The sequence below is a fragment of the Bradyrhizobium sp. USDA 4503 genome (genome assembly GCF_054055815.1).
This window is the reverse complement of the sequence record NZ_JBSRXS010000001.1, coordinates 4,299,178-4,324,116: the sequence shown is the minus strand read 5'-3', so window position 1 is coordinate 4,324,116 and position 24,939 is coordinate 4,299,178. Positions and strand designations below refer to the sequence as shown.

General features: G+C 64.4%; 23 protein-coding genes. 12 read left to right on the top strand and 11 right to left on the bottom strand.

Going from position 1 to position 24,939, the window contains the following annotated elements; all coding sequences use genetic code 11:
• Positions 1–25: 25 nt before the first annotated feature.
• Together ACVMIH_RS20950 and ACVMIH_RS20945 are read right to left on the bottom strand one after the other, a co-directional pair.
• Positions 26–1,366 (bottom strand): LLM class flavin-dependent oxidoreductase, encoded by a 1,341-nt coding sequence (locus ACVMIH_RS20950; protein WP_456863192.1) that lies wholly within the window; start codon positions 1,364–1,366, stop codon positions 26–28.
• Between the two features lie 27 nt (positions 1,367–1,393).
• Positions 1,394–2,218 carry a class I SAM-dependent methyltransferase gene (locus ACVMIH_RS20945; protein WP_057017431.1) on the bottom strand — a complete coding sequence of 275 codons (825 nt, stop codon included), beginning with the start codon at positions 2,216–2,218 and terminating at the stop codon, positions 1,394–1,396.
• Between the two features lie 388 nt (positions 2,219–2,606).
• Here ACVMIH_RS20945 and ACVMIH_RS20940 point away from each other — a divergent pair, with 388 nt between their 5' ends.
• The 5 genes from ACVMIH_RS20940 (at position 2,607) to ACVMIH_RS20920 (ending at position 7,876) form a co-directional block, all read left to right on the top strand.
• Positions 2,607–4,043: an FAD-dependent oxidoreductase gene (locus tag ACVMIH_RS20940; protein ID WP_057017432.1), complete on the top strand. Its 1,437-nt coding sequence runs from the start codon at positions 2,607–2,609 to the stop codon at positions 4,041–4,043.
• A 97-nt stretch (positions 4,044–4,140) separates the two neighbouring features.
• On the top strand, positions 4,141–5,070 hold the full coding sequence (locus ACVMIH_RS20935) for a TauD/TfdA dioxygenase family protein (protein WP_057017482.1): 930 nt from the start codon (positions 4,141–4,143) through the stop codon (positions 5,068–5,070).
• Positions 5,071–5,095: 25 nt separating this feature from the next.
• Positions 5,096–6,151, top strand: a complete 1,056-nt coding sequence (locus tag ACVMIH_RS20930; RefSeq protein ID WP_076826947.1) for an ABC transporter substrate-binding protein — start codon at positions 5,096–5,098, stop codon at positions 6,149–6,151.
• Complete coding sequence (locus ACVMIH_RS20925) at positions 6,148–7,014, top strand: ABC transporter ATP-binding protein (RefSeq protein ID WP_057017434.1); 867 nt, start codon at positions 6,148–6,150, stop codon at positions 7,012–7,014. Before ACVMIH_RS20930 ends, ACVMIH_RS20925 begins: the two co-directional genes overlap by 4 nt.
• Positions 7,007–7,876 (top strand): ABC transporter permease, encoded by an 870-nt coding sequence (locus ACVMIH_RS20920; RefSeq protein ID WP_199805246.1) that lies wholly within the window; start codon positions 7,007–7,009, stop codon positions 7,874–7,876. The genes ACVMIH_RS20925 and ACVMIH_RS20920 overlap by 8 nt, the downstream gene beginning before the upstream one ends.
• 12 nt (positions 7,877–7,888) lie before the next feature.
• On the opposite strand, the gene epsC is transcribed toward ACVMIH_RS20920, so the two are convergent.
• The 6 genes from epsC to ACVMIH_RS20890 all read right to left on the bottom strand — a co-directional run bounded on the left by epsC (position 7,889) and on the right by ACVMIH_RS20890 (position 13,337).
• Positions 7,889–8,842, bottom strand: a complete 954-nt coding sequence (gene epsC, locus ACVMIH_RS20915; RefSeq protein WP_057017436.1) for a serine O-acetyltransferase EpsC — start codon at positions 8,840–8,842, stop codon at positions 7,889–7,891.
• Positions 8,843–8,861: 19 nt separating this feature from the next.
• The gene (locus tag ACVMIH_RS20910) at positions 8,862–9,434 is read right to left on the bottom strand and encodes a flavin reductase family protein (RefSeq protein ID WP_057017437.1); all 573 of its coding nucleotides are present in this window, start codon (positions 9,432–9,434) and stop codon (positions 8,862–8,864) included.
• Between the two features lie 138 nt (positions 9,435–9,572).
• Positions 9,573–10,802, bottom strand: coding sequence for an acyl-CoA dehydrogenase family protein (locus tag ACVMIH_RS20905; protein WP_057017438.1), 1,230 nt, complete (start codon positions 10,800–10,802; stop codon positions 9,573–9,575).
• Positions 10,803–10,844: 42 nt separating this feature from the next.
• On the bottom strand, positions 10,845–11,849 hold the full coding sequence (locus ACVMIH_RS20900; protein WP_057017439.1) for an NrtA/SsuA/CpmA family ABC transporter substrate-binding protein: 1,005 nt from the start codon (positions 11,847–11,849) through the stop codon (positions 10,845–10,847).
• Between the two features lie 10 nt (positions 11,850–11,859).
• On the bottom strand, positions 11,860–12,585 hold the full coding sequence (locus ACVMIH_RS20895; RefSeq protein ID WP_076826951.1) for an ABC transporter ATP-binding protein: 726 nt from the start codon (positions 12,583–12,585) through the stop codon (positions 11,860–11,862).
• The gene (locus ACVMIH_RS20890) at positions 12,582–13,337 is read right to left on the bottom strand and encodes an ABC transporter permease subunit (RefSeq protein WP_143270825.1); all 756 of its coding nucleotides are present in this window, start codon (positions 13,335–13,337) and stop codon (positions 12,582–12,584) included. Before ACVMIH_RS20890 ends, ACVMIH_RS20895 begins: the two co-directional genes overlap by 4 nt.
• 419 nt (positions 13,338–13,756) lie before the next feature.
• Here ACVMIH_RS20890 and ACVMIH_RS20885 point away from each other — a divergent pair, with 419 nt between their 5' ends.
• Entirely contained in the window at positions 13,757–14,848 is a 1,092-nt protein-coding gene (locus tag ACVMIH_RS20885; RefSeq protein WP_057017442.1) for an LLM class flavin-dependent oxidoreductase, read from the top strand.
• 5 nt (positions 14,849–14,853) lie between these two features.
• Here the strand turns inward: ACVMIH_RS20885 and ACVMIH_RS20880 are convergent, their stop codons facing one another.
• Entirely contained in the window at positions 14,854–16,194 is a 1,341-nt protein-coding gene (locus ACVMIH_RS20880; RefSeq protein ID WP_057017443.1) for an LLM class flavin-dependent oxidoreductase, read from the bottom strand.
• Positions 16,195–16,507: 313 nt separating this feature from the next.
• Here ACVMIH_RS20880 and ACVMIH_RS20875 point away from each other — a divergent pair, with 313 nt between their 5' ends.
• From ACVMIH_RS20875 to ACVMIH_RS20860, 4 genes are read left to right on the top strand one after another with little or no spacing between them, the layout of a single operon-like run.
• On the top strand, positions 16,508–18,136 hold the full coding sequence (locus tag ACVMIH_RS20875; protein ID WP_057017444.1) for an FAD-dependent oxidoreductase: 1,629 nt from the start codon (positions 16,508–16,510) through the stop codon (positions 18,134–18,136).
• A complete protein-coding gene (locus tag ACVMIH_RS20870) occupies positions 18,133–18,453 on the top strand; it encodes a 4Fe-4S dicluster domain-containing protein (RefSeq protein ID WP_016840109.1) in 321 nt (106 codons plus the stop codon). Before ACVMIH_RS20875 ends, ACVMIH_RS20870 begins: the two co-directional genes overlap by 4 nt.
• A gap of 50 nt (positions 18,454–18,503) precedes the next feature.
• Positions 18,504–19,628 (top strand): methionine ABC transporter ATP-binding protein, encoded by a 1,125-nt coding sequence (locus tag ACVMIH_RS20865; RefSeq protein ID WP_076826954.1) that lies wholly within the window; start codon positions 18,504–18,506, stop codon positions 19,626–19,628.
• On the top strand, positions 19,618–20,283 hold the full coding sequence (locus ACVMIH_RS20860) for a methionine ABC transporter permease (RefSeq protein WP_057017446.1): 666 nt from the start codon (positions 19,618–19,620) through the stop codon (positions 20,281–20,283). The genes ACVMIH_RS20865 and ACVMIH_RS20860 overlap by 11 nt, the downstream gene beginning before the upstream one ends.
• 13 nt (positions 20,284–20,296) lie before the next feature.
• Here ACVMIH_RS20860 and ACVMIH_RS20855 read toward each other — a convergent pair whose 3' ends face one another.
• On the bottom strand, positions 20,297–21,304 hold the full coding sequence (locus ACVMIH_RS20855) for an aliphatic sulfonate ABC transporter substrate-binding protein (RefSeq protein ID WP_057017447.1): 1,008 nt from the start codon (positions 21,302–21,304) through the stop codon (positions 20,297–20,299).
• A 315-nt stretch (positions 21,305–21,619) separates the two neighbouring features.
• Between ACVMIH_RS20855 and ACVMIH_RS20850 the strand changes: the two genes are divergently transcribed.
• Together ACVMIH_RS20850 and ACVMIH_RS20845 are read left to right on the top strand one after the other, a co-directional pair.
• Positions 21,620–22,414 (top strand): MetQ/NlpA family ABC transporter substrate-binding protein, encoded by a 795-nt coding sequence (locus ACVMIH_RS20850; protein WP_456863184.1) that lies wholly within the window; start codon positions 21,620–21,622, stop codon positions 22,412–22,414.
• A gap of 28 nt (positions 22,415–22,442) precedes the next feature.
• Positions 22,443–23,219 (top strand): MetQ/NlpA family ABC transporter substrate-binding protein, encoded by a 777-nt coding sequence (locus ACVMIH_RS20845; protein WP_057017484.1) that lies wholly within the window; start codon positions 22,443–22,445, stop codon positions 23,217–23,219.
• Positions 23,220–23,260: 41 nt separating this feature from the next.
• Here ACVMIH_RS20845 and ACVMIH_RS20840 read toward each other — a convergent pair whose 3' ends face one another.
• A complete protein-coding gene (locus tag ACVMIH_RS20840) occupies positions 23,261–24,661 on the bottom strand; it encodes an LLM class flavin-dependent oxidoreductase (RefSeq protein WP_057017448.1) in 1,401 nt (466 codons plus the stop codon).
• Positions 24,662–24,939: the final 278 nt, after the last annotated feature.

Here is a 24,939-nt window from a genome sequence, read left to right as displayed (position 1 = left end):
CGCGGGGTCGGCGGTTTCGATCACGTCAGGCGATCGCCTTGATCGATCCGGAAAACACGCTTTGCGGCCGGCTCAGTCCGAAATGGTCGCGCAGCGTCGTGCCGCTGTACTCGCCGCGGAACAGGCCGCGCTTGCGCAGGATCGGCACGACCTGCTCGGCGAAGATATCGAACCCGCCGGGTAGCCAGGGCGGCATCACGTTGAAGCCGTCGGCCGCGCCATTGTCGAACCAAGTCTGGATGTTGTCGGCGATCTTCTCCGGCGGGCCCGCGATCACCCAGTGGCCGCGCGCCCCGGCGAGACGCTGCACGAGCTGGCGGATGGTCGGCTGCTCGCGATCGACGATGTCGACCACGAGCTTGAAACGGCTGGCGACCCCGCGGGCGCTGCCGGTGTCGATCAGGTGGCGCGGAAAGGGACCGTCGAGGTCGAAGCCGGAGAGGTCGAGCCCGATCATCTGGCGAAGTTGGGTCAACGAGTATTCCGGCTGGATCAGCTCGTTAAACTCGTCCTGCAACAGGTCGGCTTCGGCCTGCGTGCTAGCGATGAACGGACTGATGCCCGGCAGGATCCTGACCTGATCGGGGCTGCGGTCGAACGCGCGTGCCTGCCGCTTGATGTCCGCATAAAACTCCTGGGCGCTCGCCAGCGTCTGATGCGCGGTGAAGATCGCTTCGGCATAGCGCGCGGCAAAGGCGCGTCCGTCATCAGACGAACCCGCCTGGACATAGACCGGCCGTCCCTGCGGCGTCCGCGAGATGTTGAGCGGGCCGCGTACCCGGAAGTGCTTTCCGACGTGATCGATCGGATGGATCTTTCCCGTATCGGCGAAAATGCCGGACGCGGGGTCGTTCACCACGGCGTCGTCTTCCCAGCTGTCCCACAGCCGCGTGATGACATCGATATATTCCCGCGCCCGCTCGTAGCGTTCGTGGTGAGGTGGATGCTCGGGCAAGCCAAAGTTCTGCGCCGCCTGTGCCGTGCTGGTCGTGACGATGTTCCAGCCGGCCCGGCCGCCGCTGAGGTGATCGAGTGACGCGAACAGGCGGGCCAGATTATAAGGCTCGGTATAGGTCGTCGACGCGGTCGCGATCAGGCCGATCCGTTTCGTGGCGACGGCGATCGCGGCCAGCCAGGTGATCGGCTCGAACCGGAAGCGTTGTGCGTAGCGAACATTGTCGGCGAGCGCGGGGCCGTCGGCGAAGAGGATCGCGTCGAATTTCTGCGCCTCGGCACGCTGCGCCAGCTCCTGGTAATAGCTGACGTCAAGGATGCGATCCGCCGCAGACCCCTGGTAGCGCCACGCCGCCTCGTGATGGCCGCCGGGATAAATAAAGAGGTTAAGGGAAAGCTGTCGTTTGCTCATCTCGGATCTCGTGAGTTTTGCTGATTATTATTGGTGGGACGGCGCCTTGTGCGCAAACGCGAAGCGCAGGTAGCGCTCCAGCTTCAAACCTTCGGGCGTGCGCTGTTCTTCGACAAGGCGCGCGAAGGTGCGGCGCACCAGTTCGCGCTCGTGAGGGGTGAACGCTTCGAGGAAATTTCCGAATGCGCTCGCTTCCGACCACTGCAGCAGCGATGCCGCATCGTCGTGGATATCGATCAGCGCGCGCAGCTCGCTGCGGTAGCCGGCGAAGCCGTGTGCCGCGAACAGCGATTTGAGCTCCTCGTCGGTCGATCCGAGCACCGGGTTCGAGTCCTGGCGATCGCCGGCAAGACCCGCCTCGATGATGGCGCGACGAAGCAGCAGGCGCGACTGGTGCGGCCTGGACGGATCCTGCACATTCAATCCGAGGCGGCCGCCGGGCTTGAGCACGCGCCGGACCTCCCGCAGCGCGCGATCCTTGTCGGAGATCCAATGGAAGACGCTATTGAGATAGACCGCGTCGAACTGCGCGTCGTCGAAGCGCGACAGTTCTTCGGCGCGCCCGGTGGCGAACTGGAGGTTATCCCCCTGCCGAAGGCGCGCAATTTCGATGCGGCCGGCAAGTGGATCGATACCGATCACGCGGCCGTCCGGACCGACCAGTCCGGCGACGAATTCCGCAAGCCGGCCGGTTCCCGTCCCGATGTCGAGCACGTGCTCGCCGGTCTTGATGGCGAGCGGCCCGATCAGGAACTTGCCGTGGCGAAATTGAACGAGTCCCGCTTCATCATAGGAGCGGGCGAGCTCCGGGGTATCGTGTTCAAGGCTGATGTTGCCGGCAGTTCGCGGCATTTCGAGAGATCCATCGTTGCTCGCCGCGCGTCGACGTCAGGCGCGTGCGCTGCGTCAGACTCTATGTCGGCGGCGGTGAAATGAATTTGCGTTGTTGCACGGCAAGCGAGCATGAACGTGACGAGTTCGTCGTTCACCGGAGATGACTGCGATCGCGCCGATCCCGGCGACGTATGATTTGGGAAGTTCTCCCGATCGATCGCGCCGATCCCGCACGTCGCAATGCACATGAGATGATCGGTCAGGCGGCGATCATCGCAAATATTTCAATGCCCGCGTTGTCCACGACGCGAACATTGCCTGCTATCAAAAACAAAGCTGGTTTCGTTTCATTGACTGAATGTCGATCGCTTTTACGATTTGTAACGTCAAAGCGAGGTGGTCATTCATGCCGCAATCCGATCCCGACAGCGTCGCCCGCGAGGCCCTCCGGCTGATCGGGGTCGACCCACAGAACTGGGTGCCTGATCGCGACGGAATCGATCACAACGTCGTCGTGGTCGGCGGTGGCCAGTCCGGCGCGGCCTTCGCGTTTGCGTTTCGGCGCGCCGGGATCGGCAAGGTCTCGGTGATCGACGCCGCCGCCGACGCCAGCAAGGCCGGCGTGTGGCTGACGAGCGCGCGAATGCACAAGCTTCGCACTCCGAAGACGCTTCCAGGTCCGGAGCTCGGTCTGCCCGGTCTCGGTTTCCAAGCATGGTATGAAACGCGCCATGGCGCGGCGGCCTTCGACGCGCTCGATCGGATTCCGCGGCTCGACTGGGCGGCCTATCTCGACTGGTATCGCCGCGTGACCGGCGCCGGCATTCGTTACGGTACGCGGCTGCTCCGCATCGAGCCCGCAGCCGATCATTTGCGGTTACATCTGGAGCGGAGCGGGGTCACGACCATCGAGACCACGCGCAAGCTGGTGCTCGCAACCGGCTTTGCGGGTAGCGGGGGCGCTTATGTCCCCAACGCGCTGCGGGTCCTGCCGAAACGATTCCGTGCGCATACTTCGGAGAAGATCGATTTCAGGATGCTGCGTGGTCTCTCCGTTGCGGTGGTCGGGAGTGCTGCGTCGGCCTTCGATGCGGCGGCTGCAGCCCTTGAGGCCGGAGCGCGCGATGTTCATCTGTTTGCGCGCCGGGAAACCTTGGCCGCGTTGCCGGTCATTCGGATCCGCGGTTATCCGGGAGCCTATGACAATTATGGCAGCCTGCCCGACGGGGTGCGCTGGCATCAGGCGGTCCGGTTCAGGCAGGCTGGGTCGACCCCGCCGCCGGATGCGATTTCGCGCGCGGTAGCCTTCCCCAATTTTCATCTGCACCTGGGCGCGTCGTGGACCTCGGCGCAATTGAAGGGGTTGCGGCCGGTCGCCATCACTCCGCAGGGCGAGTTCGCGTTCGATTTCGCGATTGCGGGAACTGGCTATTCCGTCGATCTGGGCGCGCAGTCAGAGCTCGGCGATTTCGCCGACGAAATCCTGCTGTGGCGAGATCGCTTCGTGCCGCCTGACGACGAAAAGGACGATCGCCTGGCGGCCTATCCTTATCTCGGGTCCGGGCACGAGTATCTGGAGAAAGTTCCGGGCCGCGCGCCGTATCTGAAGGACATTCACGTCTTCAACCCGGCAGCATTTGTCAGCTTCGGCCTGCCGATCGGCGACGTTCCAAGCTTCAAGCGCGACATTCCGGGGATCACGGCCAGGGTCAGCCGCGATCTGTTCCTGGCCGACCTTGCATCTCACGAGGCGCGCATCAACGGAGAGATCGCGGAGGATTTCACCGCCGAACTCTATGCACCGGCTGTCTGGCGACCGCCGCAGCCCGTCGCGGCGGAATAGCGAGGATCGCGACCACATCATTGATCTCCGCCGTCGTTTCCGCGACCGGCGCATGGCGGAACTTTGTCCAGGGGATCGCGGCGACGAGACCAACATCATGAGCAACACGACCACTATCGACAACGTCATTCCGCGCGCCGACATCGTCAAGCGTGCCGCCCGGCTTGGTGCCGAGATCAAGAATGTGAAGTTGTCGGGCGACCTTCCCGACGCGGTCATCCGTGCCGTCAACCAGGTGCTGCTCGAGCACAAGGTGATCTTCTTTCGTGACCAGGGGCACCTCGACGACGCCGAGCAGGAGCGCTTCGCGGTCAGGCTCGGCAAACTGGTGCCGCATCCGACCATCGGCCCGAGCAAAGGCACGTCGTCGATCCTCGAACTGGATTCGGGGCGTGGTGGCGGCCGCGCGGACCAATGGCATACCGACGTCACCTTCGTCGACGCCTATCCGAAGATCTCGGTGCTGCGCGGCGTGGTAATCCCGCCCTATGGCGGTGACACCGTCTGGTCGAACACGGCGGCCGCCTATCTCGATCTGCCTGTGCCGTTGCGCAAGCTCGCCGACGAGCTCTGGACGGTTCATAGCAATGCCTATGATTACGCGGTGAAGTCTCGCGCCACCGACGCCGACAGAAAGCATTTTGACGAGGTATTCACCGGGACGATCTATGAGACCGAGCATCCGGTCGTGCGCGTCCATCCCGAAACGGGCGAGCACACGCTGGTGCTCGGCAATTTCGTCCAGCGCTTTGTCGGCCTGCCGAAATATGACGGCCAGAAGCTGTTCGATCTGTTCCAGTCCCACATCACGGCTCCGGAGAATACCGTGCGCTGGAGCTGGCGGGCCGGAGACGTCGCGATCTGGGACAATCGCGCGACCCAGCACTACGCCGTCAATGACTACGGCGATCAGCATCGTGTGGTGCGCCGCGCCACCATCGACGGCGAGGTTCCGGTCAGCGTCGACGGCCGCCACAGCGTGACGCGGATCAAATCGCCGAAGCCGCAAGCGGCGAAGGCAGCCTGAGCATGTCGCCTATTGGAGCAACACAATGAATGCCATCATTCGAATTCTGCGCGCGCGGCGAGCCGCTGCGCGCCGGGCGGCGCGATTGCTGCTGGCCGGCGTCTTTGCGTTGGGCCTGATCGCTTCGGCCTTCGCCGAGCCACCGCTCGATAAGACCGAGATCCGTTATCAAGGCTGGGCCGGGCAGGTGACGTTCACCGAGCTCGCCGAGGACCTCGGCTACCTCGCGCCGCTCAAGCTCAAATGGGTCGGCAACACCATCAGCGGGCCGCAGGACATTCAGACCGTCGTCACCGGCGACATCGACGTCGGCGGCGCTTTCTATGGTGCGATCATCAAGCTGATCGCGGCCAAGGCGCCGATCAAGGCGGTGGTCGGCTACTACGGTTCCGACTCCAATACCTACTACGGCTACTTTGTGAAGGACGACAGTCCGATCAAGACGGCCCGCGACCTGATCGGCAAGAAGGTCGCGGTCAATACGCTTGGCGCTCATCTGGAGTTCGTGCTGCGTGAGTATCTGGCGCGCAACGGCCTTAGCGCCGGCGAGGCCAAGCAGGTGACATTGGTGGCGGTCCCACCCGTCACCGGCGAGCAGGCGCTGCGGCAAGGGCAGGTCGAGGTGAGCGCGCTCAGCGGCGTGTTGCGCGACAAGGCGCTGGAGCGTGGCGGGATCCGCTCGCTCTTCAACGATACCGATCTGTTCGGACAGTTCACCGGCGGTGCCTATGTGCTGCGGGAGAAGTTCATCAAGGACAATCCGAACACCGCCCGCAAGCTGGTTGAGGGGATCTCGCGCGCCATCCAGTGGGCGCAGACGACGCCGCCCGATGAAGTGCGGGCCCGCTTCGACCGGATCATTGCCGAGCGCAAGCGCAACGAGGATGCCTCCTCGATCAAGTACTGGAAGAGCACCGGCGTCGCGTCCAAGGGCGGCGTGATCTCGGATGCCGAGCTGCAGGTCTGGGTCGACTGGCTGGTCAAGGATGGCCTGCTCAAACCGGGCCAGATCAAGGCCTCGGACACCTACACCAACGAGTTCAACTATTTCCGTCCCGGAAAGACGGCGGAGGCGCGATGACGTCGGTCAAGATCAGCTTTGACAAGGTCCGCAAGGAGTTCGTCACGCGAGGCGAAGGGGGCCGGCCGGCGGGCTATTTCACCGCGCTCGAGGACATCACGTTCGACGTCCGCGCCGGCGAATTCCTCGCCCTGGTCGGTCCAAGCGGTTGCGGCAAGTCGACATTGCTCGATCTGCTCGGCGGGCTCGCGACGCCGACCAGCGGCCGCATTCTGCTCGACGGCCGGCCGATCGTCGGACCCGGACGCGACCGCGGCGTCGTGTTCCAGCAGTACGCGCTGTTTCCGTGGCGCACGGCCGCGCAGAATGTGGAGTTCGGGCTCGATATCGCCGGCCTCAAGCCGAAACAACGCGGTGAGATCGCGCGGCACTTCCTCGACTTGGTCGGGCTATCGGGTTTTGCTGACCGTTATCCGCATGAACTCTCCGGCGGCATGAAGCAGCGCGTCGCGATCGCGCGCAGCCTTGCCTATGATCCGGAGGTGCTGCTGATGGACGAGCCGTTCGCTGCGCTCGATGCCCAGACGCGCGAAGCGTTGCAGGGCGAGTTGCTGCGGATCTGGCGGGCCACCGGCAAGACCATCATCTTCATCACCCACGGCATCGACGAGGCGGTCGTGCTCGGTCAGCGCGTGGCGGTCATGACGTCCCGTCCGGGGCGGATCAAGGAGATTGTCGACATCCCCGCGGCCTTGCGCAGCGAAGCCGAGGATGTGCGCTCGCTGCCGGAATTCGGCCGCGTGCGCCATGAGATCTGGAGCCTGCTCCGCGAGGAAGTGCAGAAAGCGCAGCTGGGGCAATCGGCGGGCAGGGTCAGCGCAGGCCGTGTCGAGCGTGAAGTAAAGGAAGTCGCTCATGTCTAGCCTGGAGATGATGACATTGCTGGAGCTCGCGCATGGACGGCGAGACGAGCAAGCGGTGGCGGCGCGGTCACCGCTAGTGAGCGCGGTCCGCGCCGCGACCCGCGGTCTGGTAGCTTTCGGACGCCGCTCCCTGCTGCTGATCGTCCTTCTGGCGATCTGGGAGGCCGCGCCGAGGCTCGGCTTGATCGACGCGGTGTTTCTGCCGCCATTCTTTGATGTCATCGCCGCAGGCTGGCAGCTCGCGCAAACCGGCGAGCTCTATGACGACGCCTCCGCGAGCCTGCTCCGCGCCCTGAGCGGGTTTCTGGTGTCGGTCGTGTTGTTCGTCCCGCTCGGGCTGGCCGTCGGCTGGTACACAAGGCTCGGCGATCTGCTGAACCAGTTCATCGAGATTTGCCGCAATACCGCGCCGCTCGCGCTGTTGCCGGCGTTCATCCTGCTGCTTGGCATCGGCGAGCTCTCGAAGGTCACGATGGTGGTCTATAGCTGCGCATGGCCGCTCCTGCTCAACACCATCGCCGCGGTGAAGCAGGTCGATCCGCTCTTGATCAAGTCGGCGCGGACCATGGGCGCGACCCCGCAGCAGCTGTTCCGCAAGGTGATCCTTCCGGCGGCGCTTCCGACGATCTTTGTCGGCATTCGCCTCGCCAGTGCGTCAGCCATGCTGGTGCTGGTCGCATCCGAGATGGTCGGCGCCAAGGCCGGTCTCGGCTATCTCATCATCAACAGCCAGTACAGCTTCCTGATCCCGCAGATGTATTTCGGCATAATCGGGATCACCGTGATCGGGTTGGCATTCAATGCGGTCCTGGAGGCGTTGGAACGGCGCTTGATGCGATGGAAGGCACAGGTTGCGGCGTGATGAGATCGTGGTTCAGGCGCCGCTCGGGCTGTTTCGTGCGGTGGCCTGCGTCACAATGCTGTTCGGCGGCACGTCCTTGGTCAGCCAGACGTTGCCGCCGATGGTCGACCCGCGGCCGATCGTGATCCGGCCGAGTATGGTTGCGCCGGCGTAGATCACGACGTCATCCTCGACGATCGGATGGCGGGCGTCGCCCTTGATCACATGGCCCTCGTCGTCGGTCGGGAAATGCCGCGCGCCGAGCGTGACCGCCTGATAGATCCGGACGTTGTTGCCGATGATGGCGGTTTCGCCGATCACGACGCCGGTTCCGTGATCGATGAAGAATCCGGAGCCGATCCGGGCGCCGGGATGGATATCGATGCCGGTCCTTGTGTGGGCGATCTCCGACATCAGGCGAGCCACCAGCCGCGCGCCGATCTGGTAGAGCAGATGCGCAAGGCGATGGTGGATGATGGCGGTCATCCCCGGATAGCCGATCAGGATCTCGGGAAAATTCTGCGCCGCCGGATCTCCAACGAATGCCGCCCGCAGATCGTTGATCAGAAGTCCGCGGACCGACGGCAGTTGGGTCGCGAATGCGCGTGTCAGCTCGATCGCCTCTTCGTGCCCAAAGCCCGGCTCCAGCTCGTCGCCAACGAACAGCGCGCTGCGATGGATCTGCGCGCTGAGCGAATCCAATGCTGTGCTCAGCGTATTGCCGACGAAATAGTCGATGTTCTCGCCGTCGAGGTCCGATTGGCCGTAGTGGCGCGGAAACAGCGCCTCGGTGAGGCCGTCGAGGATCGCCTCCAGCGCGTCCCGCGAGGGCGCGCGGCGTGCCTCGCCGTCGCGCCGGATGCTATGGGTCTCCTCGCGGGAGGTGCGCAGCTCGGCCACGATCCGGTCGAGCTGCCAGCGGCCCGGTGGTCTGCTGACCGCGCCGGCCGTTGACGGAGGCGATGCTGGCGGCAATTCGCGTTTCATGCTGCACCCTTTCTCTGTTCTAACGGACATGCGCCAGAGGAATGCTGACTTCGGCCAATAGGTCGAGATCGGCCTCGTGATCGATCTGGACATACTGTCCATTCCAGTAAGTGAGGCCGGACAGCCGATGCGACAATTCCATGCTGGCGAGGCGGCCCACGATGATGCCATGGGAATGCCGCTCGATGATCTCCTCGACCTGGCATTCGATCATCGCAAGCGACCGCTGCAGCAACGGCACGCCCGAGGCTCCATGGGTCCAATCGGTGCCCTCGAAGCGTTCCCTGCCTTTCAGCCGGCCATTGCTGAAGCGCTCGGCCAGGGCCTGCTGGTCGGAGCCGAGGATGTTGACGCCGAACAGCCGATGGCGGGCGATCGGTGCGAAGGACGATGCCTGCCGGTTGATGCTGACCAGCAGCCGGGGTGGGCTGGCGCTGAGCGACGTCAGCGAGGTCACCGTCATGCCGGTGATGTCCTCACCCTGTCCTGCGGTGATGATGCAAACGCCGCCCGGGAGGCGGCGCATGACAAGGCGAAATTGACGCTCGATCTCGTGGTCGGCGTCCACAAGATGAATATCCGGCTTGCTCATCGGGATTCTCCCTTGCTTTGCCTCGCCGGATTGGACCTCGCCAGAGCGTTTTCGAGCGAAGTGGATACCGGTTCGCGTGAAGAAAACGCATCAAAACAACAATCCAGAGCTCCGTTCCGATTCGATCGGAGTGGGGCTCTAGAAGAAGCCCTTGGCGGGTAGCGGCGTGCCGCTGATCTCGTATTGTCCGATCGAGCGCGCCTTGAAGGTGTTTGGATTGTGCGACGCCAGGGTGCGCGCGTTGCGCCAGTGGCGGTCGAAATTGGTCGCCTTCTTGGTGGCCGATGCACCGCCGACGTCGAACAGCAGGCTGCCGCTCCGGATCGCGAAATCGTCCGCAACGATCTTGGCCTTGGCCGACAGCAGCGCGGCCTTGTGCGCGGCCTCGACGGCGTTTTCGTCGCCTGCATCGAAAGCGTCGGTGGCGGCATGGAGCGCCTCCGCGGCCGCAAGCACCACGGTCTCGGCGGCGAATGCGCCGCTGGCGATCTGGCCGACGGTCTGTTGCAGCAGCGGGTCGTCCACTGGCACCTCACTCGGCGCGTAATAGAACGTCCGCTTGCGGGTCCGCACCAGGGCGCTGGCGTCGCGCAGCACGGCGCGCGCGATGCCGGCATTGATCGCAGTCAGGAACAGCTGGGCAAATGTGTTGGAGTAGGGAATGCCGTAGCCGGTATCCGGTGCATCGAACACGACCTCCTGGCGCTTGACGCGCACGTTGCGGAAGTGGGTGGTGCCGGTCGCCGTCAGCCGCTGCCCGAGACCGTCCCAGTCGTCGATCAGCTCAATGCCCTCGCGGTTCACCGGAATCAGCACGGCAGCATTGGTGGCGGATGTGTCGGCGGTGCGAACGAGGACGTAGTCCGAATACAGTGTGCCGGTGCTATAGTATTTCGTGCCGTTGAGCAGGTAGTCGTCGCCGTCGGCAGTGAGTGTCGTGTTCGGCGTGACATTGCCGACCTTCGGCGTGTCGAGCTCGGTCGCCGCGAGCCCGATGATCGCGCCGTCGGCAACTGCCTTCTGCCACTGCCTGTGCTGATCGTCCTTCGGCCGGCGCACCAGGCGTTCGACGACGCTGAAATGGTTGCGCAGGATATGCGCGACATTGGCGTCGGCCTCGCCGAGACCGATGACGATCTCGAACAATGCGCGAATCGACAGGCCGGCGCCGCCGGCTTCGATCGGAAGCCGCAACGCGCCGAGGCGGGCCTTGCGAATGAGATCGACTTGCGCGAACGGCAGGACGCGCTCGCGTTCGCGGTCGGCGGCGCCTTCCGCGATGCGGCCGAGCAGCGCGTCGATATCGGGTGCGCGGCTGTGAAGGCGGTCGGAAGGCTCCAGCGAGGTGGCGGACAGAGGCTTGTTCATTGGTATCACCCAAATGGCGTTGATTGATATGACTGCTACTGATCAGAGCTGGGCCAGGTGGTCGGTGACTTTGATCGGCTCCGGGAGCACCTTGCGCGCGACCAGCCAGTCGGCGGCCCTTTGCAGTTCGGCGAGGAAGTTTTCGTCGTTGGCGGCGAAGTAGCGATACTGCCGGTTCAGCGCGATGAACTGGTCGCGGACCTGGTCGCTGTACTTGCCGGCCTTCTGCGCGATGTATTCGGCATCCTTGCTGTTCGCGGAGATCCACTTGCCTTCGGCGCGGAAGGCGTCGTTGACGGCCCGGACCAGCGCAGGATTGTCGGTCGCAAATTTTCGGGTGGTCAGGTAGGACGTGTAGTCGATCTGGAACTCGAGATCGCGACCTTCCAGGAAGATGTCGTGCGCCTTGTATTCGAGCCGCGCGATATCGACGCCCGGGCTCCACATCGACCAGGCGTCGACCTTCCCGGAGGCCAGCGCCGGCGCTGCGTCCGGCGGGTTGAGATAGACGAACGTCATCTTGGAGCGGTCGACCTTGTGCTTCTCGAGCGCGGCAACCAGCAGGAATTCGCCGAGACCCGAACGGTTCACCGCCACCGACTTGCCGACGAGATCCTCGACCTTGTTTATGCCAGAGTCATCCCGCGCGATGATCGCCGTGGTGCGCGGCTCGTAGACCACGAATTGGGTGAATACCAGCGGCGAGCCGGCGATGATCGCGGCGAGTGCCGGCGTCGTGCTGCCGCCGAAGCTGAAATCGGCGCTACCGCCGGTCACAGCCTGCAGCGTCGGCGCATGATTGGGGAACGGCCCGAGCCACTCGACCTTGATGCCGTCCCTGGCCAGCAGCTTCTCGAACTCGCCGCGCTCCTTGGCGATCAGATTGAGGCCGCTCAAACCCCAGGTCAGACGCACCGTGTCGGTGACGCGGCCGGTCGCCGCATGCGCCGGCTCGGACAGGTCAAAGCCGGCAAGCGCGCCGATGCCGAAGGCGGCGCCGCCAAGGAAGCTGCGACGGGTGGGGTTGGTGAACCGGGGGATAGACATTGAGTGGTCCTCAGGCAGGAATGGGGTGAGAGGTGTCGACGCCGAGCTCCGCCAGCAGGTCGGTGCGGGCGATCGGCGCTGCGCCGTTACGTTTCATGGGATGCTCGAACGCGATCCGGCCCTCGCGCATCACCAGGATGCGGTCGGCGAGCGCGATCGCCTCGTCGACGTCGTGGGTGACCAGGAGCACGCCGGGGCGATGGACGGCGACCAGCTCGCGCACCAGATCGTGCATGCGAATGCGAGTCAGCGCATCGAGCGCTGCGAACGGCTCGTCGAGCAAGAGCAACTCGGGTTCCTGCACCAGCGCGCGCGCCAGCGCCACGCGCTGCGCCTGTCCGCCCGAGAGGTTGCGCGGCCAGTCATCGAGACGGCCGCCGAGTCCGACCTCGGTGAGCGCGGTGGCGGCGCGCTGACGGGCGTCGCTCGCATTGAGGCCGAGCGAGACGTTGCGCCACAGACTGTCCCACGGCAGCAGCCGGTGCTCCTGGAAAACGACGGCCGGCCGCCGCGGTGCCGTGATGCGCCCGCCGTCGATCGCATCGAGGCCGGCCAGCGCCCGCAGCAGCGTGGTCTTGCCGCAGCCGCTTTCGCCGAGCAGGACGACGAACTCGCCGCGCTCGATGCGCAGGTTGAGGTTCTCGATCACCACGCGGCTGCCATAGGCGCGATGCAGTCCGGTCACCACGACGGCCGGCGCAATCGCGGCCGGTGAGGGCACGGCGTGCAGCGTCATCGCGCGCTTCCATAGTTCGGATGCCAGGCCAATAGCCGCCGCTCCAGGGCACGCGCGATGCCGTCGGCGGCGACGCCGATCAGCGCATAGATCACGATCGTCAGCACGATCACGTCGGTGCGCAGGAACTCGCGCGCATCCATGGCGAGAAAGCCGATGCCGGACTGGGCGCCGATGGTCTCCGCGACCACCAGCGCCAGCCACGCGGTCGCCAGCGCATAGCGCACACCGGTCAGGATCGATGGCAGGGCGCCGGGCAGGATGACGCGCCGGATCAGCTCGAGTGTCCCGAGGCCCTGGACGCGGCCGAGCTCGAGCAGCTTCGGGTCGACCTGCCGGATGCCCAGCGTGGTGTTGATGTAGATCGGGAAGGCGACGCCGAGCGCGACCAGGAAGATCTTCTGGGCTTCGCCGACGCCGAGCCAGACGATCACCAGCGGTAGCGCGGCGAGAAACGGGATCGCGCGGATCATCTGGATGCTGCGGTCGATGGCAGCCTCCGCGATCCGCGAGAAGCCCACGAGGATGCCGAGCGCGAATCCGACGCTGCCGCCGATCGCAAAACCGGCCGTTGCGCGCAGCAGGCTGACGCCGAGATCGTTCAGCAGGCTTCCGGACGTCGCCAGCTTGAATGCCGTCCGGACGACCTTGCTCGGTGCCGGCAGCACCTGCGGCGAGAGCCAGCCGGCCTGCGCCAGCAATTCCCAGACGATCAGAAGCGCGACCGGGGCGAGCCACGACAGCAGCAGCATGCCGCGCCGGCCGATCTCTACTCGTGGCTTCCGGGACGGCGATGCCGTTTGAACGCTGCGCGGCGTTGAATCAAACGCGATCGATGACGCAGCCTGTTCGAGGTTGCTCAAGTCTGTTCTGTCCTCGTCTAACATTGCGCGCGAGCATCATTGATCGCGCGCGGCATGGTTCGCCGTTCTCTCGATGAACGGCGCGTCGCCGCACGAAAGAAGGCGTTGTTCATGTCGCGCAAACTGTCCCACGAATTTTCTCGAACAGAAATAGAGCCGTATTCCAATTGTCGCTGCGTCCGGAGTTTTCTGGTTTATCGGCGCGCGCGGCGCGGCAAGGAAAATCTTTTGATGCGCCGCTGCTTGATCTGTCGCCGTGCTTCTTTGAAAACACGCCGACGTAACGTCAGGGAAATCGGAGAGACGGCATGTCGACACGACCGCTTCGCTTTGGCATCTGGGCGCTGGTCCATGGTTCGCGCGCGGCCTATCAGGATCCGGAGGAGCAGTATGACGCATCGTGGGAGCGCAATCGCGACCTCGTGCTTGCCGCCGAGACACTGGGCTACGATTCCACGCTGATCGCGCAGCACACCATCAATCCGCATCGGGAGGATTTCGATCAGCTCGAGGCCTGGAGCGCGGCGGCGGCCGTTGCGGCATTGACCAGCCGGATCGAGATCATCGCGGCCATCAAGCCCTATCTCTATCATCCGGTGGTTCTCGCCAAGCTCGCGCTCGGGATCGAGAACATCAGCCGCGGACGCTTCGCGATCAACCTGGTCAATGCCTGGAACCGGCCCGAACTCGACAAGGCCGGCATCGGCTTTGCCGAGCACGATGCCCGTTACGCCTATGGCCGCGAGTGGATCACGATTGTCTCGCGCCTGATGCAGGGCGAGCGGTTGACCTACAAGGGCGAGCATTTCGACGTCCGCGATTATCTGTTGCGGCCGACGAGCCTCTACCGACCGCGACCCTTGATCTATGTCGGCGGCGAATCCGAGCCGGCGCGCGCTTTGGTCGCCGACCACGGCGACGTCTGGTTCATCAATGGTCAGCCGCTCGAGGATGTCGCGGGCCTCATTGCCGACGTGGCGGCGCGGCCGCGGACGTCGGTGCCGCTTCGCTTCGGGCTGTCCGCCTTCGTCATCGCGCGCCAGACGCAGGCCGAGGCCCAGGCCGCCTATGAGCGGCTGCTTGAGCTGTCGCGGAAGGACGCCTCGATAAAGGTGATCCAGCGACAGAACACCGACCCGAAGGTCGTGATGATGCAGACCATGCAGAAGTCGGAGCGGATCGGCAGCAACGGCGGCACCGCTGCCGGGCTGGTCGGCAGCTATGATGACGTGGCCGCCCGAGTCGGGGCGTTCCATGCCGCAGGCATCGAGTTGTTCATGCTGCAGTTCCAGCCTTTCGAGGCCGAGATGGAGCGCTTTGCGAAGGAGATCATCCCGCGCGTCCGCGCAGCGTCATCTGCTGCGAATGACACCCCACCACTGCTGGCGAGCTCGCGGTAACTGCGTCACGCGGTTGCGGCGGCTTCCGTCCGACGCGCAAAGTGGCTGATCGGCCGAGGCAGGCCAAAATGCTCACGCAAGGTGGTGCCGGCGTAATCGGTTCGGAACAGATCGCGGCGCTGCAGGATCGGCACCACGTTGTCGACGAAGACCTCGAGCCCGGTCGGCAGCACGTCCGGCATCAGATTGAATCCGTCGGCCGCGCCGGCCTTGAACCAGGCCTCGATGTCGTTGGCGATCTGCTCGGGCGTGCCGACGATGATGCGGTGTCCGACCCCGCCGCCGAGCGCGCGCAACAACTGCCGGACGGTGAGGTTGCCGCGGCGCGCAAGGTTCACCGTGCCCTGGAACATGGTGTGGTTGGCGTTGGCCGGCAGCGGCAGCGGATCGGGTAGCGGCTTGTCGAGCTCAAGGATCGCAGGATCGACCTGCAATGTGCCCGCGAGACGCGCCAGGCTGTACTCGATCGGAACCAGCTCCCACAGCTCATCCTGCCGCCGTCTCGCCTCGGCTTCGGTGCTGCCGATCACTGTGGCAAGGCCCGGCAGGATGACGATGGAGTCGCCGGCGCGGCCGTAGGTCGCGGCGCGGGCGCGCAGATCGCGCGCATAGGCGACGCCTTCCTCGATCGTCTGCGCCAGCGTGAACACGGCTTCGGCCTGCGCGGCAGCGAGATCACGGCCGTCGTGCGAGCCGCCGGCCTGCACGGTGACCGGGCGGCCCTGCGGCGAACGCGGCACGTTAAGCGGACCGGCCACGGCGTAATGGGCGCCGCGATGCGCGATCGGATGAACCTTCGACGTATCGACAAATCGCGCCGAGGACTTGTCGCCGACAAAGGCGTCGTCCTCCCAACTGTCCCACAGCGCATGGACGACCTCGGCGAACTCCTTGGCGCGCTCGTAGCGGGCCTTGTGCTCCAGCACGTTGCTGAGGCCAAAATTGCGGCTGGCCGACGCGTCGGCAGTGGTCACCGCATTCCAGCCGGCGCGGCCGCCGCTCGCGAGATCCAGGGTCGCGAAGCGGCGCGCGATGTTGTACGGCTCGTTGTAGGTGGTCGAGGCGGTCGCGATCAGCCCGATATGGCTGGTCGCCGCGGCCACCGATGCCAGCACGATCGTCGGTTCCATCGACATGAAGGAGCGGTAGTCGATGCGGTCGGTGATCGCCGGTGTGTCGGCAAGGAAGATCGCATCGAGCTTGCCGCGCTCGGCGATCTCAGCCACGCGCACATAATGGCCGACGTCGAAGCAGGCGCGAGGATCGCTTTCGGGCAGCCGCCACGCCGACGCATAGACGCCGGAGTGCAGCAGATTGACATTGAGATGAAGCTGACGATCGGACATGGCTGCCCCGCATTGAGGTGAGACGACTCACGAAGTATCGCCTGTCAGGCCACATGAAAACGAACGGCCGGCGCGTGCATGCAAAAAGAAATTTCCGTCTCCGCTGCGCGATCTGCGAACAAATCCGGTGTCGATCTTCTGCGATGAGCGGAACATCCCCTCCGCCGCCGCATGAATATTCTGCCACGTGCCGCGGCAGGGGAAGCTTCGTCCAAGTCTGCGCAAATATCTGAAATTGCCAGGGCAGCCTGCGCGCGTAACGATGCTGTTGCGGCGCGTTGCAAGCAATCGGTGCCGCCCGGAGAACTGAACGATGACAGTCCACGAGCGACGCGCCGAACAGCGAACCGCGCCAGGCGGTTCGGTCGAATTCGACGCCGACGTGCTGGTGATCGGCGGCGGACCGGCAGGCACGTGGGCTGCGGTGAGCGCAGCCGAGTGCGGCGCACGCGTCGTGCTCGCCGACAAGGGATTTTGCGGCACGTCGGGTGCCACCGCGGCTGCCGGCACCGGCGTCTGGTATGTCGATCCCAATCCGGCGCTGCGTAAGGCCGCGATGGCCAATCGCGAAAAGATGGGCGGGCACCTGCAGGATCGCCGCTGGATGGCGCGCGTGCTCGACCAGACCTACGAGGACAGCAATCGTCTGGCCGCCTGGGGTTACCCTTACCCGGTCGACGACAGCGGCACATCGCAGCGCAACTCGCTGCAGGGGCCGGAATACATGCGCCTGATGCGCAAGCGCACCAAGCAGGCCGGCGTCACCATTCTCGATCACAGTCCGGCGCTCGAACTGCTGGTGGATGACGACGGCTCGGTTGCGGGAGCCAGCGGCGTGCGCCGCCAGAAGCACGATCGCTGGATCGTGCGCGCCAAGGCTGTCGTCATGGCGACCGGCGGCTGCGCGTTCCTGAGCAAGACGCTGGGATCGAATGTGCTGACCGGAGACGGCTATCTGATGGCCGCGGAGGTCGGGGCCGAATTCAGCAGCATGGAATTCTCGAATCCCTATGCGATCTCGCCGGCGTTCGGCTCCGTGACCAAGACGCTGTTTTATGGCTGGGCGACCTTCAGCTACGAGGACGGCAGCGTCGTTCCCGGTGCGGCATCCAAGGGCGGGCGATCGGCGATTGCGCGCGCGCTGCTTCAGGGACCGGTCTATGCCCGCCTCGACAAGGCCGACGACGACGTGCAGCGTCACATGCGCGCATCGCAGCCGAATTTCTTCCTGCCGTTCGATCGCACCGGCATCGATCCCTTCAGGGAGCGTTTCCCCGTCACCTTGCGGCTCGAAGGCACCGTGCGCGGCACCGGCGGCCTTCGCATTGTCGACGGTAGCTGCGCCACCAGCGTGCCGGGACTCTATGCCGCCGGTGATGCAGCGACGCGCGAATTGATCTGCGGCGGCTTCACCGGCGGCGGCAGCCACAATGCCGCCTGGGCGATGTCATCGGGGACCTGGGCCGGATGGGGCGCTGCTGGCTATGCAAGGCAGCTGGGCCCGGCGCGTCAGCGACGACTGGCGTCCGCCGGCACCGTCGCGTTCCGGAGCAATGCGGGTCGCGCGTTTGAGCCCGCCGCGCTGGCAAAGGCGGTCCAGGACGAAGTCTATCCGTATGAGCTGAACTACTTCCGGCACGCCTCGCGTCTTGAAGGCGCCCTCGAGCGGCTGGATGCGGCGTGGGTCGATGCATCATCGGCCGATGCGGCGAGCAAGGACGATCTGCTACGTGCCCGCGAGAGCGCGGCCATGCTGGCGACGTCGCGCTGGATGTACCGCAGCGCGCTGGCGCGGAACGAAAGCCGCGGCATGCATCGCCGCGACGACTATCCCGATCAAGACGACCGCCAACGCCATTACGTGACGAGCGGCGGCTTGGACGAGGTCTGGACCACGGTGCGGCCGCATGCCGAGGCCAGCTATGCAGAGGCCGCGGAATGATCGAGGTGATCGACGCCGAGCGCTGCACGTCCTGCGACATCTGCGTGAATGTCTGCCCCACCAATGTCTTCGACAAGACGGAGGGGATTCCGGTGATCGCCCGTCAGGGCGATTGCCAGACCTGTTTCCTCTGCGAACTGTATTGTCCCGAGGACGCGCTTTACGTGTCGCCTTATGCGGAGGAGCCTCGCCCGACCGACGTGGTCGCGTTGCGGCAGACTGCCGCGTTGGGCAGCTACCGCCGCGCGGTCGGCTGGACCGACGAGACGCGCGATCTCCGCGGCATCGACCGCAGCTATCTGCTCTTTGGTCATTGAGCCCGGGCTGTGCCCGGCGACCGAAGCCATTTCCCAATTGGACCGACTGAATGAATGTACATCAATCCCTGACGACGGCGCAGCATGTTGCGCCGCTGCCGTCCATTCCGCTCGCTTCCAACGCGAGCGAAGCCATGATCCGCTTCGAGGCGGTCTCGAAGGTCTATCCGGCCTATCGCGGCAAGCCGAGCGTGCATGCCTTGCAGGCGATCGACTTCGCGATCCCGCGCGGCTCGATCACCGGCGTGATCGGCCGCTCCGGCGCTGGCAAATCGAGCCTCGTCCGCCTCATCAACGGGCTTGAGAAGCCGTCGAGCGGCCGCGTCGTCGTCGATAACAGCGAGATCTCGGCGCTTGCCGGTCGCGAGCTGCGCCTGGCGCAGCGCTCGATCGGCATGATCTTCCAGCACTTCAACCTGCTGTCGTCGCGGACGGCGGCGGACAATATCGCCTTGCCGCTCGAGATCGCCGGCTGGTCCAGGGCCGACATCGCCGTCCGTGTGGCCGAGCTGCTCGAGCTCGTCGGCATTGCCGACAAATACGATCGTTATCCCTCGGAATTGTCCGGCGGCCAGAAGCAGCGCATCGGCATCGCCCGCGCGCTGGCGACTCGGCCGAATGTGCTGCTGTCCGACGAGGCGACGTCGGCGCTCGATCCGCAGACCACGCGCGCGATTCTGGACCTGCTGGCCAACATCAATCGTGAACTCGGGGTCACGATCGTGTTGATCACCCACGAGATGTCGGTGGTCCGCCAACTCGCCAAGGAAGTCGCGGTGATCGACGGCGGCCAGGTCGTCGAACGCGGCCATGTCGCGGAAATCTTCACGCATCCCCAGCATCCGGTCACGCAGGCGTTCCTTTCCGAGGTGATCGGGGACAGTGTTCCGGTCTCGCTGGCGAGCCGCCTTTCGCCACAGCCGGTTGCCGGCGGGCAGACGGTCCTTCGCGTGCAGGTGCGCGGTACTGAAGCCGGCGACACCGTCGTGGCGCGGCTTTCGCGCGAACTGTCCCATGACGTGGCGCTGCTATCGGCCCGCATCGATGAGATCGGCGGCCAGCACGTGGGCTCGCTAATCCTTGGCATTCCCGGTGGTGAAGCCACGGCCAGGCAGGCCCTGGCCTATCTTTCTCAGCATGACATTCTGGTGGAGCGTCTCGGCTATGTCGCGTGAACTCATCAACCTGATCGTTCAGGCCACGGGCGAGAGCCTTTTCATGGTCTCGGTGGCTGCGCTGGTTGCGACCGCGCTGGGCCTTCCGCTTGGCGTCTTCCTGGCGACCAGCCGGAAAGGGGAGCTGTTCGCCGCGCCGCCAGCCAATGGCGTGCTCGGCGTCATCGTCAATGCGGCCCGCTCGACGCCGTTCATCATCCTGGTGGTTGCGATCATTCCTTTCACGCGGCTGATTGCCGGCACCTCGATCGGATCGGGCGCGGCAATCGTGCCGCTCACCATCGCGGCAACGCCGTTCATTGCCCGTCTGGTCGAGGCGGCGATCCGCGAGGTCGATGCCGGTCTGATCGAGACGGCGTCCTCGTTCGGTGCAAGCCCGTTGCAGATCGTGTTCAAGGTCTTGATCCCGGAGGCGTTGCCGGGCCTGGTGCTGGCCTGGACACTCGCGGTGGTCAGCCTGCTCGGCTACTCCGCAATGGTCGGGGCCGTCGGAGGCGGCGGCCTCGGCGACCTCGGCATTCGCTATGGCTATCAGCGCTTCATGCCCGAAATGATGCTGGCGGTCGTCGTCGTTTTGATCGCGCTGGTTCAGACCGTGCAGACCGCCGGCGACTATCTGGCGCGCCGCGTCAACCGCCGCCTGCGTCATCGCTAAAGGCGCGGTGGCGTCACGATCCCTTCGGTGCCCAGATCTTGACGTCGCCGGTATCGACCTTGCGTGGCAGCAGACCTTCCGCCGTGAAGGTATCGGCGATCTTCTGCTGCTCGGAAAGGCCGGCCGCGGTGACCACGCCGACCTTGTAGGAGCGATGGCTGTTGGCCTCCTCCACCGTGGCGGCGTCGATACCCCACAGGCCGGCGAGCAGCGCCGCGGCCTCGTTCGGATTGGCTTTGATCCAGGTGCCGGTTTCCACCAACCTGGCGAAGATGACATTCAGTGCATCGGCCCGCTTTTCGGCGATCGCGGCCGAGGCAAGATAGTAACGCTTGTAGTTGGCGAGCCCGCCGCTGCCGTCGGTCAGGATGCGCGCGCTGGACTGGCGTTGCGCGCTGCTGAGGAACGGATCCCAGGCGACCCAGGCATCGACATTGCCGCTGACGAATGCCGCGCGGCCATCGGCCGGCGTCAGATAGGCCGGCGTGATGTCCTTGAAGGACAGTCCGGCCTTGGCAAGTACCGCTAGCAGCAGGAAGTGGCTGCCCGCGCCCTTGGTGACCGCGACCTTCTTGCCCTTGAGATCGGCCGGCGCTTTGATTGCGGAATCCTTGGGCACCAGGATCGCCTGCGCCGATGGAGAAGCGGCTTCCTCGGCGACGTAAGCGAGCTTGGCGCCGGCGGCCTGGGCGAAGATCGGCACGGTGTCGGCGACGTCGGCTCCGAAATCGATGCTGCCGACATTGATGGCCTCGAGCAGCGGCAGGCCGCTGGTGAACTCGTGCCACGACACGGTGATGCCGAGCGGCGCCAACGCTTTCTCCAGCGCGCCGTTGGTCTTCAGGATAGCGGTCAGCGTCGACGATTTCTGGTAGCCGATCCGGATTTCCTCGGCGGCCGCAGGCCGAACCAGCGAGGTCATCGCAAGCAGCCCGATGGCGGCGACAGCAAGACGGCGCGACATCGCAGTCGCCGATGATGCGGCCTGCGCTTGCGGGATGGGGCGGGCAAAGATGGACATGGCAAGTTGTCCTTAGCCGGTTCGATCTGTTGCCATTTGTGTGCAATCGGTGCGTCGGAGGCAATCGCGGAGAAGCCGTCCGAACGAGTGCAATTTTCTCTGCAAGCGAAGTCAGCGAGAAAAGTATTTTTGGCCTACGCGTTGCCGCCGGCATCGGCAGATAAGTCGCTCGCTGCGCCAAGATGCCCGGCCGGCTCCATTCTCTTTTCATCGCGGCCACAGCAGCGGCGACTCGTCATCGGGAAAAATTTGGATTCTCATTTCATTGATTTCGTCCCCGGCGCGAGCGATGAGCTTGATAGCGAGTTCAGTTCCATGGAGACCAAGATGTTGCTTCGATCCAATTTCGCTCTTGCAGGCGCTGTTGCGATCTGGTCGACCGCCGCCGCGGCAGAAACGATCAAGATCGGCGTGACACCCGGGCCGCATGCACAAATCCTTGAGGCCGTGAAACCGATCGCGGCGAAGAGCGGGCTCGAGCTTCAGCTTATCGAGTTCTCCGACTATGTCGTTCCGAACGCGGCGCTCGACGCCGGCGACATCCAGGCCAACTCGTTTCAGAACCAGCCTTATCTGGACAACCAGAAAGCCGATCGCGGCTACAAGATCGAGCAGGTGGGACTGACGGTCAATTTTCCGATCGGCGTCTATTCGCGCAAGCACAAGAACTGGGCCGACGTTCCTGACGGAGCCAAGGTCTCAATTCCCAATGATCCGACCAATGGCGGCCGGGCGCTGCTTCTGCTGCGCGACAAGGGCGCAATCAAGCTGAAGAGCGACGTCGGCTTCAAGCCGACCGTTATCGACATCGCCGACAATCCCAAAAACCTGAAATTCGTCGAGGTCGACGCAGCCCAGGCGCCCCGGGCGCTCGACGATGTCGATGCGGCGGTCATCAACACCAACTATGCGACACAGGCCGGTCTCGATCCGGTCAAGGATCCGATCCTGCGCGAGGATCCGAAAGGGCCATACGTCAATCTGATTGCGGTTCGCTCCGCCGACAAGGACAAGCCGTGGGTCAAGATCCTGGTCGACAGCTACCACACGCCCGAGATCAAGGAATTCGTCCAGACCAAGTTCAAGGGCGCGGTGCTGCCCGGCTGGTAGTTGCCGCTCCAATTGCTGAGGGATGATGATGCGTATTCTGATGACGGCGGTTGCCGCGGTAACGCTCCTGGTCGGCACCGCGAGGGCCGAGACGGTCCGCGTTGGCGTCACGGCCGGACCACACGCCGAGATCCTCGAAGTCGTCAAGAAGGTGGCTGCGGGCCATGGGTTCGACATCAGGGTGGTCGAATTCACCGACTATGTGATCCCGAACCAGGCGCTCGCGCTCGGGGATCTCGCGGCCAATTCGTTCCAGCACGAACCTTATTTGAAGAACCAGATATCGAAGACCGGCTGGAAGATCGTCAAGGTCGCCAACACGATTGCGTCGCCGCAGGGTGTCTACTCGTTGAAATACGAGAAGCTGGCCGATCTTCCGGATGGCGGGCGGGTGGCGATCGCCAACGATCCTTCCAATGGCGCGCGCGGCCTGATGATCCTTGCGCTGCACGGCGTGATCAAGCTCAAGGACCCCAACAACGTCGCGTCGACCATTGCCGACATCACTGACAATCCGAAGCATCTGCGCTTCGTCGAGCTTGATGCCGCGCAGTTGCCGCGTTCCCTGCAAGATGTCGATCTGGTCTCGATCAACAACAATTATGCGGTTCAGGCCGGGCTCAATCCCGCCACCGATGCAATTGCCCGCGAGGCGGCCGATGGCCCGTGGGTCAACATCGTTGCCGTGCGCGAGGCGGACAAGGACAAGCCCTGGGTCAAGCAGTTGATCGATGCCTACCATTCCGAGGAGGTCAAGGCATTCCTCGAGAAACGCTTCAAGGGCACCTACATCGCAACCTGGTGACGGGCGTTGACCGCCCATCGCCAGGAGGTTTCCAGGCCGATCTATTCGGCGGCTTCGGTGCGCGCTGCCGTCGAGGCGCGGCGGAAGCCGGCGCCGGGATGCGTGGCGTCAAGATAGGGTCCGCGTCCGGGGAACAGCTTCTCGCGGAGCGTGCCTTCGCGATAGGCTGTCTTGTAGACTCCGCGTGACTGCAATTCCGGCACGACGAGGTCGACGAATGACGTCAGTGATTCCGGCGCGACGAGGCGGAACAGGTTGAAGCCGTCGACGTCGGTTTCGTCGGCCCAGGCGATCAGCTCATCGGCCACGTCCTGGGGTGAGCCGACCACGAATGGCGAGCGTGCGCCGATCCGGCTCAGCGTCGCGAGATCACCGACCTTGACCGGCCGCTCGCTCCGCAACGTGAAATTCTCGACCATCGACTGGATCGCGTTGCTCTCGACATATTGTACCGCCTGATCGGGACGATAGTTCGAGAAGTCGATGCCGGTCCAGCCCGAGAGCAGAGCCAGCTGGCCGGCTTGATCGACATACCCTGCGTACTCCTCGAGCAGATCGTTGGCCTCCGCGCGCGTCGGGGCAACGATCACGGTCGCGCCGGCGAACAGGCGGATATCATAGAGATCTCGTCCGAACGCCTTGGCCGCTTCCCTGATCTCGCGTACGGCACGGGCCAGAATGGGCCTGGTCTGGCCGTTGAGGAAGATCGCCTCCGCGTGCCTCGCCGCGAAGGCGCGGCCGCGCTTCGAGGTTCCCGCCTGATACAGCAACGGTGTGCGTTGTGGCGAGGGTTCGGCGAGGTGGATGCCGTCGACCTGGTAATGAAGTCCCTGGTGCCGCACATTGTGGATCCTTGCCGGATCCGTGAACACGCGCGCTGTCCGGTCACGGCGAACCGCGCCGTCCTCCCAGCTGCCTTCCCATAGCTTATAGCTCGCAATGAGAAACTCCTCGGCCGCCTCGTAGCGTTCATCATGCGCGCGGTTGGCCTCAAGGCCCATTCCGCGGGCGCCGCTGTCGAGATAGCCGGTGACGATGTTCCAGCCGATCCGCCCGCGAGTGAGATGATCGAGCGTCGAGAAGCGGCGGGCGAACTGGTAGGGATGCTCGTAGGTGAGGTTGGATGTGATGCCGAAGCCGAGATGCTTCGTTGCGTAAGCCATGGCGGAGACGAGCAGGGTCGGCTCGGCGTTCGGCAATTGAACGGCGTGACGCAGCGCAGTGTCAGGACTGCTGCCGTAGACGTCATAGATACCAAAGACGTCGGCGAGGAAGATGCCGTCGAGCAGGCCGCGTTCGGCGGTTCTGGCGTAGTCGACCCAATAGTCGAGCGAGTTGTAGTTAAGTGAAGTGTCGCGCGGATGCGACCAGAGACCGGCCCAGTTGTGGCTCGGCGCCATCATGTTGAACGCGTTGAAGCGAAGTTCCTTTGGTCTGGTCATTGCGCAATTCCGCTAATTGAGGACTGAGAGGTGATTTATCACGTCAGTTGCGCGGCTTTATTTTCTATATGGAAAGACAGGATCAAAATCGTGCTTTGTCTTCGATCCGGCGCAGCAGAGATTCGTTTGTTCGACGTCGTCGTGCTGTTCGAAATGACGGTATGCACGACATTGCGTACTGATTTGCAGGCGCGATCGGCAGATGACTCGTCAGCTCCACTGAGTCGTTCAAACCGGCGGAGCAGTGAAACAAATGTTACGCGACAGGCGCCGCGGCT